At 37.3% G+C, this 17,444-nt stretch carries 11 protein-coding genes; 9 read left to right on the top strand and 2 right to left on the bottom strand.

From position 1 onward, the window contains the following. Positions 1-53: 53 nt before the first annotated feature. Together DU508_RS10910 and DU508_RS10915 are read right to left on the bottom strand one after the other, a co-directional pair. On the bottom strand, positions 54-806 hold the full coding sequence (locus DU508_RS10910) for a YdcF family protein (RefSeq protein WP_115402855.1): 753 nt from the start codon (positions 804-806) through the stop codon (positions 54-56). A 52-nt stretch (positions 807-858) separates the two neighbouring features. Continuing rightward, entirely contained in the window at positions 859-1,224 is a 366-nt protein-coding gene (locus DU508_RS10915; RefSeq protein WP_115402856.1) for a YtxH domain-containing protein, read from the bottom strand. Between the two features lie 114 nt (positions 1,225-1,338). On the opposite strand from DU508_RS10915, the gene DU508_RS10920 reads away from it, so the two are divergent. The 9 genes from DU508_RS10920 to DU508_RS10975 all read left to right on the top strand — a co-directional run bounded on the left by DU508_RS10920 (position 1,339) and on the right by DU508_RS10975 (position 17,440). After that, positions 1,339-1,719: an OsmC family protein gene (locus DU508_RS10920; protein WP_115402857.1), complete on the top strand. Its 381-nt coding sequence runs from the start codon at positions 1,339-1,341 to the stop codon at positions 1,717-1,719. 84 nt (positions 1,720-1,803) lie between these two features. Continuing rightward, positions 1,804-3,057 carry a DUF2130 domain-containing protein gene (locus tag DU508_RS10925; RefSeq protein WP_115402858.1) on the top strand — a complete coding sequence of 418 codons (1,254 nt, stop codon included), beginning with the start codon at positions 1,804-1,806 and terminating at the stop codon, positions 3,055-3,057. A 265-nt stretch (positions 3,058-3,322) separates the two neighbouring features. Beyond that, a complete protein-coding gene (locus DU508_RS10930; protein ID WP_115402859.1) occupies positions 3,323-5,455 on the top strand; it encodes a glycoside hydrolase family 97 protein in 2,133 nt (710 codons plus the stop codon). 1,141 nt (positions 5,456-6,596) lie between these two features. Then, entirely contained in the window at positions 6,597-7,073 is a 477-nt protein-coding gene (locus DU508_RS10935) for an acyl-CoA thioesterase (RefSeq protein ID WP_115402860.1), read from the top strand. A 1,263-nt stretch (positions 7,074-8,336) separates the two neighbouring features. Next, positions 8,337-10,805: a PIG-L family deacetylase gene (locus DU508_RS10950; RefSeq protein ID WP_115402863.1), complete on the top strand. Its 2,469-nt coding sequence runs from the start codon at positions 8,337-8,339 to the stop codon at positions 10,803-10,805. A 278-nt stretch (positions 10,806-11,083) separates the two neighbouring features. Continuing rightward, positions 11,084-11,413, top strand: a complete 330-nt coding sequence (locus tag DU508_RS10960) for a putative toxin-antitoxin system toxin component, PIN family (protein WP_115402865.1) — start codon at positions 11,084-11,086, stop codon at positions 11,411-11,413. A 223-nt stretch (positions 11,414-11,636) separates the two neighbouring features. Beyond that, the gene (locus tag DU508_RS10965; RefSeq protein WP_115402866.1) at positions 11,637-13,328 is read left to right on the top strand and encodes a sodium:solute symporter; all 1,692 of its coding nucleotides are present in this window, start codon (positions 11,637-11,639) and stop codon (positions 13,326-13,328) included. A 31-nt stretch (positions 13,329-13,359) separates the two neighbouring features. Then, on the top strand, positions 13,360-13,878 hold the full coding sequence (locus tag DU508_RS10970) for a DUF2911 domain-containing protein (RefSeq protein WP_115402867.1): 519 nt from the start codon (positions 13,360-13,362) through the stop codon (positions 13,876-13,878). Between the two features lie 1,477 nt (positions 13,879-15,355). Continuing rightward, positions 15,356-17,440 (top strand): glycoside hydrolase domain-containing protein, encoded by a 2,085-nt coding sequence (locus DU508_RS10975; protein ID WP_115402868.1) that lies wholly within the window; start codon positions 15,356-15,358, stop codon positions 17,438-17,440. Positions 17,441-17,444 lie beyond the last annotated feature (4 nt).

A 17,444-nucleotide genomic window follows, 5' to 3' on the forward strand; every position in this document is an offset into this window, starting at 1 on the left:
TTCATTCTTTTAAGATAACGGTTTGAGTTGATAATAATACCAAGTTAATAATCTCAAAACCCTTTAACTCGAATACTATCCACAATATAACCAACCCATTCTTTTAATAGAATTTCCCAATGACTAAGTGCATTGGCATCAGGTACAATGAAATCTGAAATATTAAAATTATGGTTCCCAAGATAGTTTGTAGGGTAAAAATCAGGCTTTTGTTCAAATATGTGATTGAATATTACTTTACTGCGTGGTATATGCCATGCACTTGTAATGACTACAACAGTGGGATTATGTTCCATTTTATTTAGAATGCCTAAGCTCAACTTAGCATTTTCAATCGTATTTCTGCTTTTATTCTCCATAATTATAGACGAATCAGGAATGCCCATGCATTTTAAATAATCAGCAGCCAAATCAGCCTCAATGGGCTCCGTCCCAATAATCTTTCCACTTCCACCACTAATTAATATCTTTTTTATTACTCCCGTTTTATAAAGTAAAATTGTTTGTGCCAATCTATCTCCTGATTCAGTAATTTCTAACCTGTTTTCAGGTCCGGGCTTGGAAAAGCCTCCTAGTAATATCCCAACATCGTATTTCTTTTTTAAAATACCCCGAGGTTCATAAAGGTTAAAAAAGCAACTACACACAAAAGGATTAGAAAAGATTACTAATAATCCTAAAGAAATGAACAGAAACTTTTTTCTTTTCCGCTCACTTTTGGCCCGTATAGAAAAAGCCATTGTGATTAAAACCCAAACAATAGGTTTAAGTAAAAAAATTAAAATTTTAGAAAGGATAAAACTCATTAATGAAAATTATCCCTAAAACTAATATTTTAATTTCATTCTATTATAAATTCTACCCTTGTCCTTCCTGCACCTGATCATTCTGATGTGCATCTTCTAATATTTCCTTAATGTCAGATTTTCGTTTTTTGGTAACTTTATGCTTGAAATGAGGAACTTCATGCTCAACAATGTCATTTTCGATTGCCTCTACTCCAAAAACTTTTTCTTTTAGAAGATTATATTTATCCTGAAAACCATACCGTAAATTTTTTGCCTTGTTTGCAATTTTACCTCGCGTTCCTGATCCGCTATCTGGTGCAAACAATACACTAATTATTGCACCCACAGCTAAACCTGCTACTAAAGCCAGCGCTATTTGAGTATTATTGTTTGATTTATGCGCTAAACATTTTCCGATTAACTTTCTATATTTCATAACTATGCGTTTTTAAAAGGAACAATTGCTGGGTTATAATGTTTCAGGAAATCTAAATCAACTGGTAATAAAGCATAATATTTGTAGGTTTAATATTTAAAATAGAAAAAATAGATGGTAAAAGCAACAATAAACAAGGAGCATTATGCTTGTTCTGTAACAAATGGTGCTCATGATATCGTAGTAGATGAGCCGATTGAATTAGGCGGAACCCACAAGGGATTTGCACCAAAAGGTTTATTAATGGCTTCTCTTGCATCATGTGTGGCCATTACACTGAGGATGTATGCAGACAGAAAAGAATGGTCCGTTGATAAAATCGAGGTAGAAGTAAATATTGATACTGAAAATGGCGAAACCATATTCTTTGAAAAGATAATATGTACCGGGCAATTAACGAAAGAACAAAAGATCAGGTTAGAAGAAATAGCATCTAAATGTCCTGTAGGCAAGATTTTAACCGTCGGACACGAGGTAAGATCAAAAGTGTTATAACCAAATGGTGCAAAACTCGTTTCATAATCCTGAAAAGCTTTAATTATCTTTGTGTGACTTCTATTTTCAGAAGTAAAATTATTTATGGCTACCGAAATTAAATGCCCAAACTGTGCTCATGTTTTTCCAATGGAAGAAGCCATGGCCGAAGATTATAAGAAAGAGTTGCGAGAGAAGATGATGTCTTTTACCAGGCAAAAAGATGAAGAATTTCAACGCAAACTGGCTTTGTTGGAAAGCGAAAAGCAACAACAACAAAAAGCTTTTGATGCTAAATTGGTTGAAGAAAAAACCAAACTAAAAGATGATCTGGAAGGAAATTTACGGAAGAGCATTGCAGCAGATTTCGAAACCAAGCTCCAGATGCTTGAGGGTACGGCCAAAGAAAATGAAGAGAAACTAAAGCTGGCCAGAGAAAAGGAACTGGAGTTTTTACGTCGTGAGCAAAGTTTGAAGGTTAAGGAAGAGGAAATGGAATTGGCTTTTCAACGTAAAATGCAGGAGCAACGCAATGAGTTGGTGGAGCAAATCCGAAAGCAAGAAGCCGAAAAAAACAGCATTAAAGACACGGAGCATCAATTAAGATTAAAAGAACTCGAAAAACAGCTTGACGATCAGAAAAAACTGGCCGAAGAAATGAAACGTAAAGCTGAACAAGGCAGCATGCAATTGCAGGGCGAAGTTCAGGAATTGATTTTAGAGGAACTGTTACGAAGCAACTTTCCTTTTGATTTGATTGAAGAGGTCGGAAAAGGCGTTCGTGGAGCCGATTGTGTTCAGGTGGTACGCAATCAATTTGGGCAGGAATGTGGTAAAATCATCTACGAAAGTAAACGAACCAAAGATTTCGGCGGCGATTGGATTGAAAAACTAAAAAAAGACATGCGCAGCATGGGTGTTGATGTTGCCGTAATTGTAAGTCAATGCTATCCAAAAGGGATGGATTGTTTTGGGCAAAGAGACGGTGTTTGGATTTGCTCTTTTGAAGAGGTAAATGCGGTCGCCTATGTTTTACGCGATGGAATTTTACGTTTATCAAGCGCCATGAAATCACAAGAAAACCGGGGCGATAAAATGCACATGCTTTATGATTACCTGACAGGAGCGGAGTTTTCTGAACAATGGAAAGCGATTCGTGAAGGCTTTATGAGTATGAAATTATCAATCCAACGGGAACGGGATGCAATGGAGCGTTTATGGAAAGCACGTGAAAAACAACTGGAAAAAGTGTTATTAAATGCAACTCATATCCGGGGTTCTATTGAAGGCATTGCAGGAAGCGACAGCATTCAGTTAAGTTTAACTGATGAGGATGATGAGCAATTACTTTTGGAGTAAAATTACCCACAGATGGACAGGATGAACGCCAGTAAATCGTATCGACACCAACTATGAAAGGCCGTTACCTGAATTTACCTTAGCTAGTCGTAGCGTCTCGCTACGACAGATAAAAATCTGTGGTCAACAAATAAAAGAATTATAAATAAATTATATACTGTGAATAAGAACTTAAATAAATCCCTTAGCTAGTCGTAGCGCCTCGCTACGACAAAATAAAGATCTGTGGTCAATAAATAAAAGAATTATAAATAAATATATAAAAGTGAATAAGAACTTAAACAAATCCCTTAATCTCCTTAAATTTTTAGCCTTAGCTTGTTGTTGTCTTTTTGCAGAAACAGCTCTTGCACAAGAATTAAAATCGCCGGATGCGAATTTGACTGCAAATTTTTCTTTAACCGCTGGTGGAGTACCCACCTATAGCTTAAAATATAAAGGCAAAGAGGTGATCAAAACCAGCAAGTTAGGTTTAGAACTTAAAGAAGGTAAATCTTTAACGGATGGTTTCAGTATTACTGATAGCAAAATCAGTACTTTCAATGAAACCTGGAAACCGGTTTGGGGCGAAGTAAAAGAAATTGTGAATCATTACAATGAATTAGCGGTAACCCTAACCCAAAAAGAAACCAATCGTTTTATCATTGTCCGCTTACGTTTATTTAACGATGGACTAGGCTTTAGATATGAATTTCCAGAGCAGAAAAATTTAGATTATTTCGTCATTAAAGAAGAAAAAACTCAGTTTGCATTAGCGGGCGATCATAAGGCATTTTGGTTACCAGGTGATTATGATACACAGGAATACAGTACAGTAACTTCAAATTTATCTGAAGTTCGTGGAAAAATGAAGGATGCCGTTACGCCGAATGCCTCGCAAACCACCTTTTCACCAACTGGTTTACAAACACCTTTAATGATGAAAAGCAAGGATGGTTTATATATCAACATTCACGAGGCAGCCCTGATCAACTATTCTCTGATGTCGCTAAATCTGGATGATAAAAACATGATTTTAGAGTCATGGTTAACACCAGACGCGATTGGTGATAAAGGTTATCTGCAAGCCCCTTGTTTATCGCCATGGAGAACCATTATTGTGAGTGATAAAGCTGGTGATATTTTGACTTCAAAACTAACTTATAACTTAAATGAACCTACAAAATTCAAAGATGTATCATGGATTAAACCGACTAAGTATGTTGGCGTTTGGTGGGAAATGATTACCGGCAAAAGTACCTGGGCATACAATGATTTAACCAGCGTTCAATTGGGGGTAACCGATTATTCAAAAACAAAACCTAATGGGAAACACGCGGCCAATACCGCTCATGTGAAAGAGTACATTGATTTTGCTGCTAAAAATGGCTTGGATGCTGTTTTGGTTGAAGGATGGAACGAAGGTTGGGAAGATTGGTTTGGCAAAACAAAAGATTATGTTTTCGATTTCGTAACACCATATCCCGATTTTGATGTGAAGGAAATTCATCGTTATGCAGCAAGTAAAGGCATTAAAATGATCATGCACCACGAAACTTCTTCTTCGGTTCGAAATTATGAAAGGCATTTAGATACAGCTTACAAATTCATGAAAGAAAATGGGTACGATGCCGTAAAAAGTGGATATGTTGGAAATATGATCCCCCGGGGAGAACATCACTACGGGCAGTGGTTAAATAATCATTATTTATATTCAATAGAAAAAGCGGCTGAATATAAAATCATGGTTAATGCACATGAGGCTGTTCGACCAACAGGATTGGCCCGTACTTATCCGAATTTAATTGGAAATGAATCGGCCCGTGGAACTGAATACGAAGCATTTGGAGGTAATAATGCCGATCATACCACTATTCTGCCTTTTACCCGTTTAATCGGTGGCCCAATGGATTATACGCCCGGTATTTTCGAAACAAAAGTGAGTGTTTATAATCCTGAAAATAACTCTTTTGTTCATAGTACTTTAGCTCGTCAGCTGGCACTTTATGTAACCATGTACAGCCCGTTGCAAATGGCAGCAGATTTACCTGAAACTTACAATAAATATATGGATGCTTTTCAGTTTATAAAAGATGTTGCAGTGGATTGGGATGATACTAAAGTTTTAGAGGCAGAACCTGGTGATTACATTACTTTTGCCCGTAAAGCTAAGGGTAAAAACAATTGGTTCGTTGGCCGTACCAATGATGAGATTGCCCGTACTTCAAAAATCAACTTCAGCTTTTTGGACCCAGGTAAAAAATATATCGCCACTATTTATGCTGATGCAAAGGATGCGCATTATGAAACCAATCCTAAAGCATATACCATTCGCAAGATGGAGGTAACTAATAAAACGAAATTAACTCAGTATTGTGCGCCGGGAGGTGGCTATGCAATAAGCATCATGGCGAAATAATCTTACAAGTTTAACCGCAAAGGACGCAAAGTTTTTCGCAAAGAACACAAGGTTTAATTAGCCGTAGCGTCTAATTCTAGTCTTAGCGTCTTTATTCTAGTCGTAGCGTCTCGCTACGACTTTTTTATTTTACGCTCACTACAACATTATTTTTTAAAAGAGTTGTCCCGCAGATTAAACAGATTGCCGCAGAAACCGAAAAGTTAATTCTTATGTTTGGAACATTATTATCCCTGCGCGAGGCTATCGTGTGGAGATAGTTATATAGATTTGTGCGTCATTCCTGTAAAAAACGAGAATCTTAATGTAATATACGTGGTTAACCAGCTAATTCTAGTCTTAGCGTCTAATTCTAGTCATAGGTCTCTTTACTCTAGTCGTAGCGTCTCGCTACGACTTTTTTATTTTACGCTCACTACAACATTATTTTTTAAAAGAGTTGTCCCGCAGATTAAACAGATTGCCGCAGAAACCGAAAAGTTAATTCTTATGTTTGGAACATTATTATCCCTGCGCGAGCCTGTCGTGTGGAGATAGGTATATAGATTTGTGCGTCATTCCTGTGAAAACGGGAATTTTAACGCAACTACGTGGTTAACCAGCTAATTCTAGTCGTAGTGTCTCTTTACTCTAGTCGTAGTGTCTCGCTACGACTTTTTTATTTTACGCTCACTACAACATTATTTTTTAAAAGAGTTGTCCCGCAGATTAAACAGATTGCCGCAAAACCGAAAAATTAATTCTTATGTTTGGAACATTATTATCCCTGCGCGAGGCTATCGTGTGGAGATAGGTATATAGATTTGTGCGTATTCCTAATTCTAGTCGTAGCGTCTCGCTACGACTTTTTTATTTACTAAATAAGCCTAAGCATTCGTCATACTGACCTGTAGCAAAGCGGAAAGCTACGAAGTAAATTCATTTTGCAAGTAGTTACAGTATTAAATATCTTATAGCTATTGGCAATTAGCATCTTATTCGTATAAGCCCATGAAATAAATCCAGTCTGAGGCCTGCGAATACATTGCAAGGGTTAGTCTAAACCAGGTTGATATTATTGTATAAAAAATAATTTTCGCATATTGCTGTCAGCAAATTATTTGCGTAAATCATTTTAATCTGCGTGGATAAACCAACAAATATGGCCAGAACAAAAAAACACATCGAACTTCAGTTTTTAAGCGAGCCATCTGATGTAAACTATGGCGGGAAGGTTCATGGTGGAATGATGATGAAATGGATTGATCAGGCTGCTTTCGCTTGTGCCCTACAATGGAGCCAATCTTATTGTGTAACGGTTTACGTAGGAGGAATACGGTTCTTCCACCCGGTGCATATCGGCCATTTGGTTAAAATGGATGCCCGGATTATTTATACCGGCAAAACAAGTATGCATATTGCTGTTGATGCTTTTTCCAAGCCCGTTGGTCAGGCTGAATTTGTGAAAAACACCCATTGCATCATTGTTTTTGTAGCTGTTGATGATGATGGTCAGCCGAAACCAATCCCTGCATTTAAACCTAAAACAGAGAAGGAAATTGCCATGCATGGTTATGCCATTAAACTAATGGAATTGCGTAAGAGCATTGATAAAGAGATGGAACCTTATATCGTTTAATCACAATTGAAGGCTGGTAATGAAGACCATGCAAGATGATGATATTCTAACCTTCGATAGGGGCTTAAGACGCATTTGGTTCGGAGTTGGTTCGGACTTGTGACAATTCTACCCGACTAAACCCCTACCTAAATCTGAGTTCAATCTGTACTAATAGTTGTATATCCTATACTGAAATACGTTTACAATATGTCTGATACTGAAAAATTGTAATCCTATATTAATAGAGGACGGCTGACTTACGAAGTTTCGCTGGGTTGTGGACTGGTAAAACTTCGTAAGTCTGATCGTGATAATCGTCATCGTAAGCAGGAACAAGCTTTGACTGTCATATAGATATAGCTGAGGAGTTCTTAAATGTCTCAGGATGTTTGGCCTCTCTTAATCGTCATTGCGGGAAGGAACGACAAAGCAATCTGTTTTGCTATCGTAATTGCATTGGAAAGATTGCTTCACTCCAACACACTCATCCCTTCTTCAGCAATAGGCTTTTTAAACTTTCGAAGTTCTCCCAAGCGATTTCCCTTTGAAACTTCGCAAGTTGAGCTTCAAGCTGACTTACGAAGTTTCGCTGGGTTGTGGACTGGTAAAACTTCGTAAGTCTGATCGTGATAATCGTCATCGTAAGCAGGAACAAGCTTTGACTGCCATATAGATATAGCTGAGGTGTTCTTAAATGTCTCAGGACGTTTGGCCCCTCTTAATCGTCATTGCGGGAAGGAACGACAAAGCAATCTGTTTTGCTATCGTAATTGCATTGGAAAGATTGCTTCACTCCAACACACTCATCCCTTCTTCAGCAATAGGCTTTTTAAACTTTCGAAGTTCTCCCAAGCGATTTCCCTTTGAAGCTTCGCAAGTTGAGCTTCAAGCTGACTTACGAAGTTTCGCTGGGTTGTGGACTGGTAAAACTTCGTAAGTCTGATCGTGATAATCGTCATCGTGCGTAGGAACAAGCATTTGACTGTCATATAGAGATATAGTCGAGGTGTTCTTAAATGTCTCAGGACGTTTGGTCTCTCTTAATTATCATCGTGCGTAGGAATAAGCATTTGATTGCCATATAGAGATATAGATCATATAGCTGAGGTGTTCTTAGATATCTCAGGTGGTTAAATAACCATTCTCTGCAAAAATCTGCGTAACCCTATAGGGATTAAAATTAAACTAAACTTTAGTCAATTACTTTGTTTGTACCTTTTTCGTTTCCAATCACCTGAAATAAAACCATTTTAAGCATATTTGCTTCACAAAACAAATTCTATGTTTAAAAGACTAACCATTATATTCATCCTTGGTTTTTTTGCGGTTTTCTGTTCCGCACAGCAAATAAGACCAGCAAAATCATCAGAAATTTATCGGGAATTAAAAACCTTAAAACATATCCCTAAAGTGCTTTATCTCGCAGCACATCCTGATGATGAAAATACAGGATTATTATCCTGGTTAGTTAATGATCAGAATGTAGAAACAGCATATTTATCAATTACAAGAGGTGATGGCGGGCAAAATCTTTTAGGTACCGAACAAAGCGCTGCTTTAGGTTTAATCAGAACACATGAGCTTTTGGAGGCCCGAAAACTTGATGGTGCCCAGCAATTTTTCACAAGGGCAATTGATTTTGGCTTTTCTAAAAATACAGATGATACATTTAAGCAATGGGATGCAGACAGCATTACGGCCGATGTGGTTTGGGTAATCAGAAAATTCAGACCAGATGTGATCATCTGTCGGTTTCCGCCAACTTCAGCTGCAGGCCATGGTCAACATTCAGCATCAGCAGTAATTGCAGAAAAAGCATTCAAGGCTGCGGGTGATAAAAACATGTTCCCAAATCAATTGAAATATGCAGGTATCTGGCAACCGAAAAGAATGTTGTGGAATACTTTTCGTTTTGGATCTACAAATACCACCGCAGAAAATCAACTCAAGATTAATGTTGGGCAATATAATGCCCAATTAGGTATGGGCTATGGGGAACTTGCAGGCTTAAGCAGAAGTTTACATAAAAGCCAGGGAGCCGGAACGCAATCCATAGCGGGGATCAGGACTGAATACTTTACTCATGTTTTAGGAACACCGGCAAAAGAATCCCTTTTCGATAAAATACCAATGAACTGGTCAGATAAAGGAATTGGAGATATTGATGAACTGATTGATATCATTTTATTATCATTCGACTATAATCGTCTTGACAAGAGTTTGCATGGATTACTGATGCTGCGAAAAAGAATTGCTGAACTACCGGATGTAAACCTGAGAAGAGATAAGCTTGAAGCAATTGATCATATCATTTTAAGCTGTACCGGATTTATGGGGGAAGTGGTAACAAACCAGGCTGAAGCTATTGCTGGTGGCAGTTATAATTTTCGCTTAAACGTTATTGCGAGATCTTCAAGTCCGGTAATATTAGAAAGGGTAAACTGGATTAATTTAACTGATAATTTAAACAGGAAGCTCTCCGCAGACTCACTGATTACAATAGAACGCAAAATTCAAATCCCCGCCAATGCACCTTTGACCGAACCTTACTGGTTAGAAAAACCTGTTAAAAATGCCGCAACTTTTAGTGTAGCGAATGATACGTTAATTGGAGCGGCAGAAACCGAAGCTGCTTTGAATGTTTCATTATCATTAAAAATAGGAATTGAAAAGTTTGAGGTTAAATTGCCATTATCTTACAAAAAATTAGATCCCGTTAAAGGAGATGTAGTGGAGCAGTTAAGAATTGTTCCAGCCTTGGATCTAAGCTTTGCTGAACCCGTTTATTTTGCAAGAGAAAAGGAAGATTTAAAGGTTACACTTCGGTTAAAGGCCAATAAATATATCAATTATGGCAAGGTAAGTTTCAAAATAGGAAATACCATCATCAAAACTTTTACAGGAATCAATCTTCCAGAAAACACAATTACCATTAAAGATTTTCTTATTCCTGCCGAAGATTTAGCAAAAATTAAAGCCAGCCAAAATAAGCTGGAGGCTGTATTCACTTCAGAGAATGATGAGTTAACCAAAGGACAAATACTGATTCAATACCCACACTTACCTTCATTGCAATACTTTGTTCCTGCAGCAAGCTGGTTATTAAAGGGGAATATAAAAGTGACCGCTAAAAGGATTGGTTACATCCAGGGTGCAGGAGATTTAATTCCTGAATTTTTACGTCAGGGAGGATTACAGGTTGATATACTAAACGAATCTGATATTTTAAATCCAGTCAAATTGGCCACTTATGATGCCATTGTAACTGGTGTAAGGGTAATTAACACGGAGAAAAGAATCAAGAACTGGCAAACGGCGTTAAAGGGTTATGTTGAAAACGGAGGAACAATGATAATGCAATATAACACCACTCAGGATATGGCCTTGCAGGATTTTGGTGTTTATCCTTTTAGCATCAGCGGAAAAAGGGTTACCGAAGAAAATGCTTCGGTAAAATTCTTAAATCCAAATCATAAGCTATTGAACTATCCGAATAAAATTACTGCTGAAGATTTTAATGGCTGGGTACAGGAACGCGGTGCTTATTTTCCTGATAAATGGGATGAAAAATATGAACCATTATTTGAAATGAATGATACAGGTGAAGAATCCCTGAAGGGTTCAACTTTATATGCAAAGTACGGTAAGGGCAATTTCATCTATACATCACTGGCATTTTTTAGGCAATTACCTGCTGGCAATGTTGGCGCAGCAAGATTGTTTTTTAACTTTATATCGATAGGTAAGTAAATGAAATAAAGTTTTTACTTGGTTTAAACTGCTAAACTTTATAGGGTTATAAAAATCTTTTAGTTAAATTTGAAATATGGACACCATGCGAATAGACATATTGAACCCTAAAGCTGCCAAGCTTTTAAAAGATTTAGCGGATCTGAATCTAATTGCAATTCAAGATACTTCCAAAAATGGCTTCGCTGATATATTGAAAAAATTAAGGTCTAAATCCAATTCAATACCTACGATGGAAGAAATAACAAAGGAGGTGGAGCTGGTACGATCTAAGCGTTATGCAAAATCAGAGAAATAGAATAATTATCGATACCAATCTTTGGATTAGTTTTTTAATTACCCAAGACTTTTCTAAACTCGATAAAATTATCTTTTCAAAAAAAACCATATTAATCTTTAGCCAAGAATTGTTAGATGAATTTCTGGAGGTTGTTAAACGTCCAAAGCTTAGGCAATACTTTATTCAAGAGGATTTAGAAGAACTTCTGGAAACTATTGATGAATACGCAGAATTTGTTGAAGTAAAAACAAGGATAAATATCTGTCGTGATGAAAAAGATAATTTTTTGCTCTCCCTTTCTGTGGATGGAAATGTAGATTTCTGTTGACGGGAGACAAGGATCTGTTAACGCTTAATAATATAGGTAAAACCAAAATCACTACAATTTCAATATTTATGGAAGATGAGTTGATGAAAATCTTAAATAAATAATTTGAATATATTGATATAATGAAAAATCAGCTCAAAAACTGGAACATCTGGTACATTCTATTAACGCTGGCATTGGTGTTTCAAGTAGTATTCTATTATCTTTTTACTAAGTTTTGGGCATGAGTAACATCGATTGGTTTGTACTTATTTTTACCTTACTGGCGGTTGTGGCTTACGGCGTTTTCATTGGTCGCGGCCAAAAAAGTAATGCATCTTATTTAAAGGCCGACAATCAAATGCCCTGGTATATTGTGCTGTTGGGCATTATGGCTACTCAGGCGAGCGCCATTACCTTCCTCTCCGCACCAGGACAAGCCTACACCGATGGAATGCGTTTTGTTCAATATTACTTTGGCTTGCCATTGGCAATGATTGTGATTTGTATTACATTCATTCCGATATTTCAACGTTTAAATGTTTATACCGCTTATGAATATCTTGAACAACGGTTCGATAAAAAAACCAGGGTTTTAACGTCCCTGCTTTTTCTGTTTTCCCGTGGCTTGTCAACCGGGATCAGTATATATGCACCAAGTATCATTTTATCCAGTGTTTTAAACTGGAATATCTACCTCACTAATGTTTTAACAGGAGGAATTCTTTTAATTTATACTTATGTTGGCGGAGCAAAAGCCATTGCACATACACAAAAACTTCAGTTTCTGATCATTTTAGGAACGATGGGTTTTGCAGGATATTTATTAGTTCAAAACATGCCCAATGGCGTGGGTTTCAGTGATGCGCTTTACCTCGCAGGGAAATCAGGAAAGCTAAATGTAATTACCACAACGTTCGATTGGAAAGATAAATATAATATCTGGAGCGGATTAATAGGAGGATTTTTTCTCGCACTTTCTTACTTTGGAACCGATCAGAGTCAGGTAGGCCGGTACATCACGGCAAAAGATAATACCAATGCAAAAATGGGATTGCTGTTAAATGGATTGGTTAAAATTCCAATGCAGTTCGCCATTCTTTTAATCGGAGCATTGTTGTTCGCTTTCTTTTCATTAAAACCAGCTCCGATTTATTTTAATGAGCGCTCTTATCAGTATTTAAAAGAAACGCAGCCACAACAAGCTGCGGTTTTCGAAGGAGAACACAAAATATTGGAAGAAAAATTCAACGCCCAATCAAAAGCCATCCTTGTTCAAAAAGAAAGTAATTCGCCTGAACTGAATACTTCCATTGCAAACTTTAAAGAAACACAAAAGGATGTTAAAAATTTGCATACCAGGGTTGAGGAGGCTATCAATAACTCAAACTTTAATGCTGAAAAAACAGATACGAATTACATTTTCTTGTACTTTGTTAAAAATACTTTGCCCGCGGGGATGATCGGATTATTATTTGCAGTGATTTTTCTGGCCAGCTGGGGCTCCATTTCTGCAGCATTAAATTCATTGGCTGCCTGTTCATTAAAAGATATGCATTTAATTTTTATCAAAAAGAAAATGGATGATGCAACCGAACTAAAATACAGCCGCTTTCATACACTTGCATGGGGAATATTCTCCATAGCAGTTGCAATGTTTGCAACGCAAATGGGATCGTTAATCGAGGCAGTTAATGTTTTGGGATCACTTTTTTACGGGCCGATTCTGGGTATTTTTCTAACCGCATTTTATTTTAAAAGGATAGATGGGATGTTGGTATTTATTTCGGCTATTTTATCAGAAATAACCGTTGTTGCCGTTTATAGTTTCGATATTGTGTCATTTCTTTGGTTGAATGTGATTGGAGCAGTGGCGGTAATACTATTTTCGTATTTAGGCTTATTGTTTTATCAGCCTAAAGCTTTAAATTCGTAGAACAGAATACAACAAAACAAATAATAATACTATGAAAACGATGATTAAATCTATCGCCTTGCTTTTTACGGCAATAACGATCTCAGCAGGTGCGATGGCACAGGATGCTCAACCAAAACCAAGTCCTGCTGCAACAGCGACGGGAAAAGTTAAAGGAGCAACAATTACCATTAACTACAGTAGCCCTGCAGTAAAAGGACGCAAAATTTGGGGCGGTTTAGAGGCCTGGGATAAAGTTTGGCGTGCTGGTGCAAATGAAGCTACCACATTTGAAACGGATAAAGATATCACAGTGGAAGGTAAAGCACTCCCTGCAGGAAAATACAGTTTCTTCCTGATCCCTAAAGAAAGTGGAATCTGGACAGCGATTTTCAATAAGGAGCCAACACAATGGGGAGCTTATAAATACGAAGAAGCTAAAGATGCCTTACGTGTTGATGTTAAAACGAAACCATTAAAAGCAACTCAGGAACGTTTGGTTTACAAGATTACCAAAACAGGTTTCTCCTTAGATTGGGATAAGATTTCTGTTCCCGTATCTATTAAATAAAAAATAAATATCATTTCAAAAGCCATTTCGATTTTTCGGAATGGCTTTTTATTTACCTTATCAATCGGCGTAATAAAACCGATATAATGAAAGCACACCCATTCGTTTTCCTGTGTAGGCCTATCGTGTAGACACAAATATTTTTCAGGCCATGCTTATTGCCGTCCTTCCAACACAGGTGTGAACCCAATGTCATTATGTTAAGCTTTTTGGATCGGCCTTCATTGCAAGGAGGAACGAGGCTATCGCGGGAATCCCATGTCATTATTTAAGCACGGTCGTTGTCATTTTGAAAGATAACGGTGTCCCACCAAACGAAATTAAAGGAGTTTACTCGCTTTTTTAAATGTCTTCGGTTGGGGGTATACAACCGATAGAGGAATCAATATAAATGATGTTGAGATTTTTAGGTATTTTCCCGCAGATGCCGCAGATGCCGCGGATTACGCAGATAAAAAATAAAATCTGCGTGATTTTCTTAAATCTGCGGAGATATTTTACCTATTGTTTGGTGTCCCACCAAACGAAATTAAAGGAGTTTACTCGCTTTTTTAAATGTCTTCGGTTGGGGGTATACAACCGATAGAGGAATCAATATAAATGATGTTGAGGTTTTCAGGTATTTTCCTGCAGATGCCGCGGATTACGCAGATAAAAAATAAAATCTGCGTGATTTTCTTAAATCTGCGGAGATATTTTACCTATTGTTTGGTGTCCCACCAAACGAAATTAAAGGAGTTTACTCGCTTTTTTAAATGTCTTCATTTGGCGAGACACAACCGATAGAGGAATCAATATAAATGATGTTGAGATTTTTAGGTATTTTCCCGTAGATGCCGCGGATTACGCAGATAAAAAATAAAATCTGCATGATTTTCTTAAATCTGTGGGGATATTTTATCTATCGGTTGGTGTCCCACCAAACGAAATTAAAGGAGTTTACTGGCTTTTTTTAATGCCTTCATTTGGCGAGACACAACCGATAGAGGAATCAATATAAATGATGTTGAGATTTTTCAGGTATTTCCCGCAGATGCCGCGGATTACGCAGATAAAAAATAAAATCTGCGTGATTTCTTAAATCTGCGGGGATATTCTTTCTTTAAAACTTAAATTAAAATCACGATTAACAGTGAATCATAAATACATCAATGGTTGAGCAACAAAGAATCTCCAAACCATAAGGCCATGGTTTCGTGTCCTCACGAACCTTTATTCGTTTCGTGAGGACACGAACCGAGGCTGTTTACATTAGTATTTCATTACCTGTCACTCTTCACTACATTCAGAGAGGACAAGTACCAACCAAAAAGTTGTCATTCAAGGATGACAATATATTTGGGTTCCATCCTTTACATCCTTCCCACGCAGGCGGGAATCTTAAAGCAAGATAATGCAAACAATAGATATTTCCTTCTTCCAAAATACTTCAAATTCATGTTTAAATGTTATTTTAGCTTGATTTTAAAACCTCGTAATGAAACTTACCTTTAAAATAATAGCCCTGTTATCATTTTTTCAGTTAAACGTTTTAGCACAACAAAAAACGATAACATCTCCTGTTGGAAATCAAAAACCAGTCGATTTAGTTAATGTTTTCTTAGGCTCTTCAGGCGATCATGGCCAGATGTCACCGGCAGCATCCTATCCATTCAGCATGTTGAGCATAGGGCCACAAACTTACCCTAAAACGCATACCGGTTATGAATACCTGGCCAAGAAATTCGAAGGTTTTACGCATAACCGCTTCGAAGGGGTGGGCTGTCAGGGTTCTGGAGGTAATATTTTTATCAAGCCCTTTTTAGGCAATGACCCCCTGAAATCTCAATTAATCAAAATATCAGAAAAAGCCACTCCTGGCTATTATGAGGTAGGTTTTGAAAATAAAATTAAAGCCGCTTTTGCTGTTCTAAAAAATGCAGGCAAACATGTTTATCAACTACCGAAAGGAGAAAAAGGAATTTATCTGGATTTAGGTTATGCTTTTAATGGCGCTTTTGTTACTGAGGAACATGTTGTAAACGGTAACACAATTTCAGGCTGGATTGAATCCAAAACAACTTGTGGAGCGGGTAAGTACCGCATTTATTATCATCTGGAGATAAAAGGAAATGCAAATTGGGTAAGCTTATCTGACCATAAGTTGATTGCCAGGTTAAACATCAATGAAACCAATGCAGAAATTAACGTAGCACTTTCTTCAGTAAGCGCTGATGCGGCAAGGTTATCCGTTAACAGAAAAAACATTGAAGAAATTAAAGCGCAAAGTAATACCGACTGGAATACCAATCTCTCTAAAATCACTGTAACCGGAAATAGGGAAAGTGCAAAATTATTTTATTCATTATTGTATCGTACCATGCAATCCCCTTACGTAATTTCAGAAAATGACGGACAATACCGTAACACAAAAGGAGAGTTGCAGAAAGATAGCGAAGTTCGCTATAATGGTTGGGCAATTTGGGATAACTATCGCACCCAATTGCCATTGCTCTCCTTAATAGTACCAGATCGTTATACAGGAATGATTACTTCAATCGCAGATCTTTATCGCTCAGGAAAGAAAGATTATGCCACACAAAAAGAACCATCTAATACGGTACGTACCGAGCATGCCATTGTAGTATTGTTAGATGCTTATCGCAAAGGCTATCCCGTTGATTTTAGCAAAATTACCGATTCATTGGAAAAGGAGATCAAAGGTTTGGATTATAAATCTCCCGATAAAGCCCTTGAATCTAGCTACGACAACTGGGCTTTATCTGAAATCTTCAAAATACTAGAGAACAGGGAGAAAGCCGATTATTATAAAGATAAAACCCTTGAGTACAAAAAATATTGGAACAAGGATTTTAAGGATATAAGCAAACGTGATGTAGATCAAATGCAGGCTCGTGGTTTATATCAGGGAACGATTTGGCAATACAGATGGTTCGTTCCCTATGATTTTAAAGGATTGATTGAACTGGATGGCGGAGAGGAAGCCTACCTGGCAAAGCTGGATGAATTTTTTGAGCGGGATTTGTACAATCATGCCAATGAGCCCGATTTACAGGTTCCTGTGATGTACAACGTGACCAGACAGGGCTATAAATCCCAATACTGGATGCGCCAGTTAGCAGCTGATACTGTGATTCAAAATTATTTCAATGATAACAGCAGGGGAATTGGAAGTTATATTGGAAAAATTTATCGCAATCAACCACAGGCATATTTACGTACCATGGATGATGATGCAGGCGCAATGAGCGCCTGGTATGTTTTTGCTGCCAGTGGCTTTTCGCCTGCTTGTGTGGGCTGGCCGGTTTACTACCTCAATGTTCCCTTGTTTTCATCAGTAACTTATAATCTGCCCAAAGGAAAAACTTTTAAAATTGAAACGGAGAATTTTAGCCTTAAAAATAAATATATCAAATCGGTAACCTTAAATGGAAAGCCATTTAAAAAAAATTACATTACGCAAAATGAGATCAATAATGGTGGAATATTAAAAATAATCTCATCTTCAGTTCCAATTAAGATTTCTGACACTGAAAACTGGATTTCAAGTATAGAAGAATAAAAAA

Origin of the sequence: Pedobacter chinensis, from assembly GCF_003339865.1 — a bacterium.
Lineage (GTDB): Bacteria > Bacteroidota > Bacteroidia > Sphingobacteriales > Sphingobacteriaceae > Pedobacter > Pedobacter chinensis.

Bases quoted from the DNA above. Each gene is read 5' to 3' on its own strand.
- DU508_RS10910 (WP_115402855.1), bottom strand. From the start codon at position 806: ATGAGTTTTATCCTTTCTAAAATTTTAATTTTTTTACTTAAACCTATT.
- DU508_RS10915 (WP_115402856.1), bottom strand. From the start codon at position 1,224: ATGAAATATAGAAAGTTAATCGGAAAATGTTTAGCGCATAAATCAAAC.
- DU508_RS10920 (WP_115402857.1), top strand. From the start codon at position 1,339: ATGGTAAAAGCAACAATAAACAAGGAGCATTATGCTTGTTCTGTAACA.
- DU508_RS10925 (WP_115402858.1), top strand. From the start codon at position 1,804: ATGGCTACCGAAATTAAATGCCCAAACTGTGCTCATGTTTTTCCAATG.
- DU508_RS10935 (WP_115402860.1), top strand. From the start codon at position 6,597: ATGGCCAGAACAAAAAAACACATCGAACTTCAGTTTTTAAGCGAGCCA.
- DU508_RS10950 (WP_115402863.1), top strand. From the start codon at position 8,337: ATGTTTAAAAGACTAACCATTATATTCATCCTTGGTTTTTTTGCGGTT.
- DU508_RS10960 (WP_115402865.1), top strand. From the start codon at position 11,084: ATGCAAAATCAGAGAAATAGAATAATTATCGATACCAATCTTTGGATT.
- DU508_RS10965 (WP_115402866.1), top strand. From the start codon at position 11,637: ATGAGTAACATCGATTGGTTTGTACTTATTTTTACCTTACTGGCGGTT.
- DU508_RS10970 (WP_115402867.1), top strand. From the start codon at position 13,360: ATGAAAACGATGATTAAATCTATCGCCTTGCTTTTTACGGCAATAACG.
- DU508_RS10975 (WP_115402868.1), top strand. From the start codon at position 15,356: ATGAAACTTACCTTTAAAATAATAGCCCTGTTATCATTTTTTCAGTTA.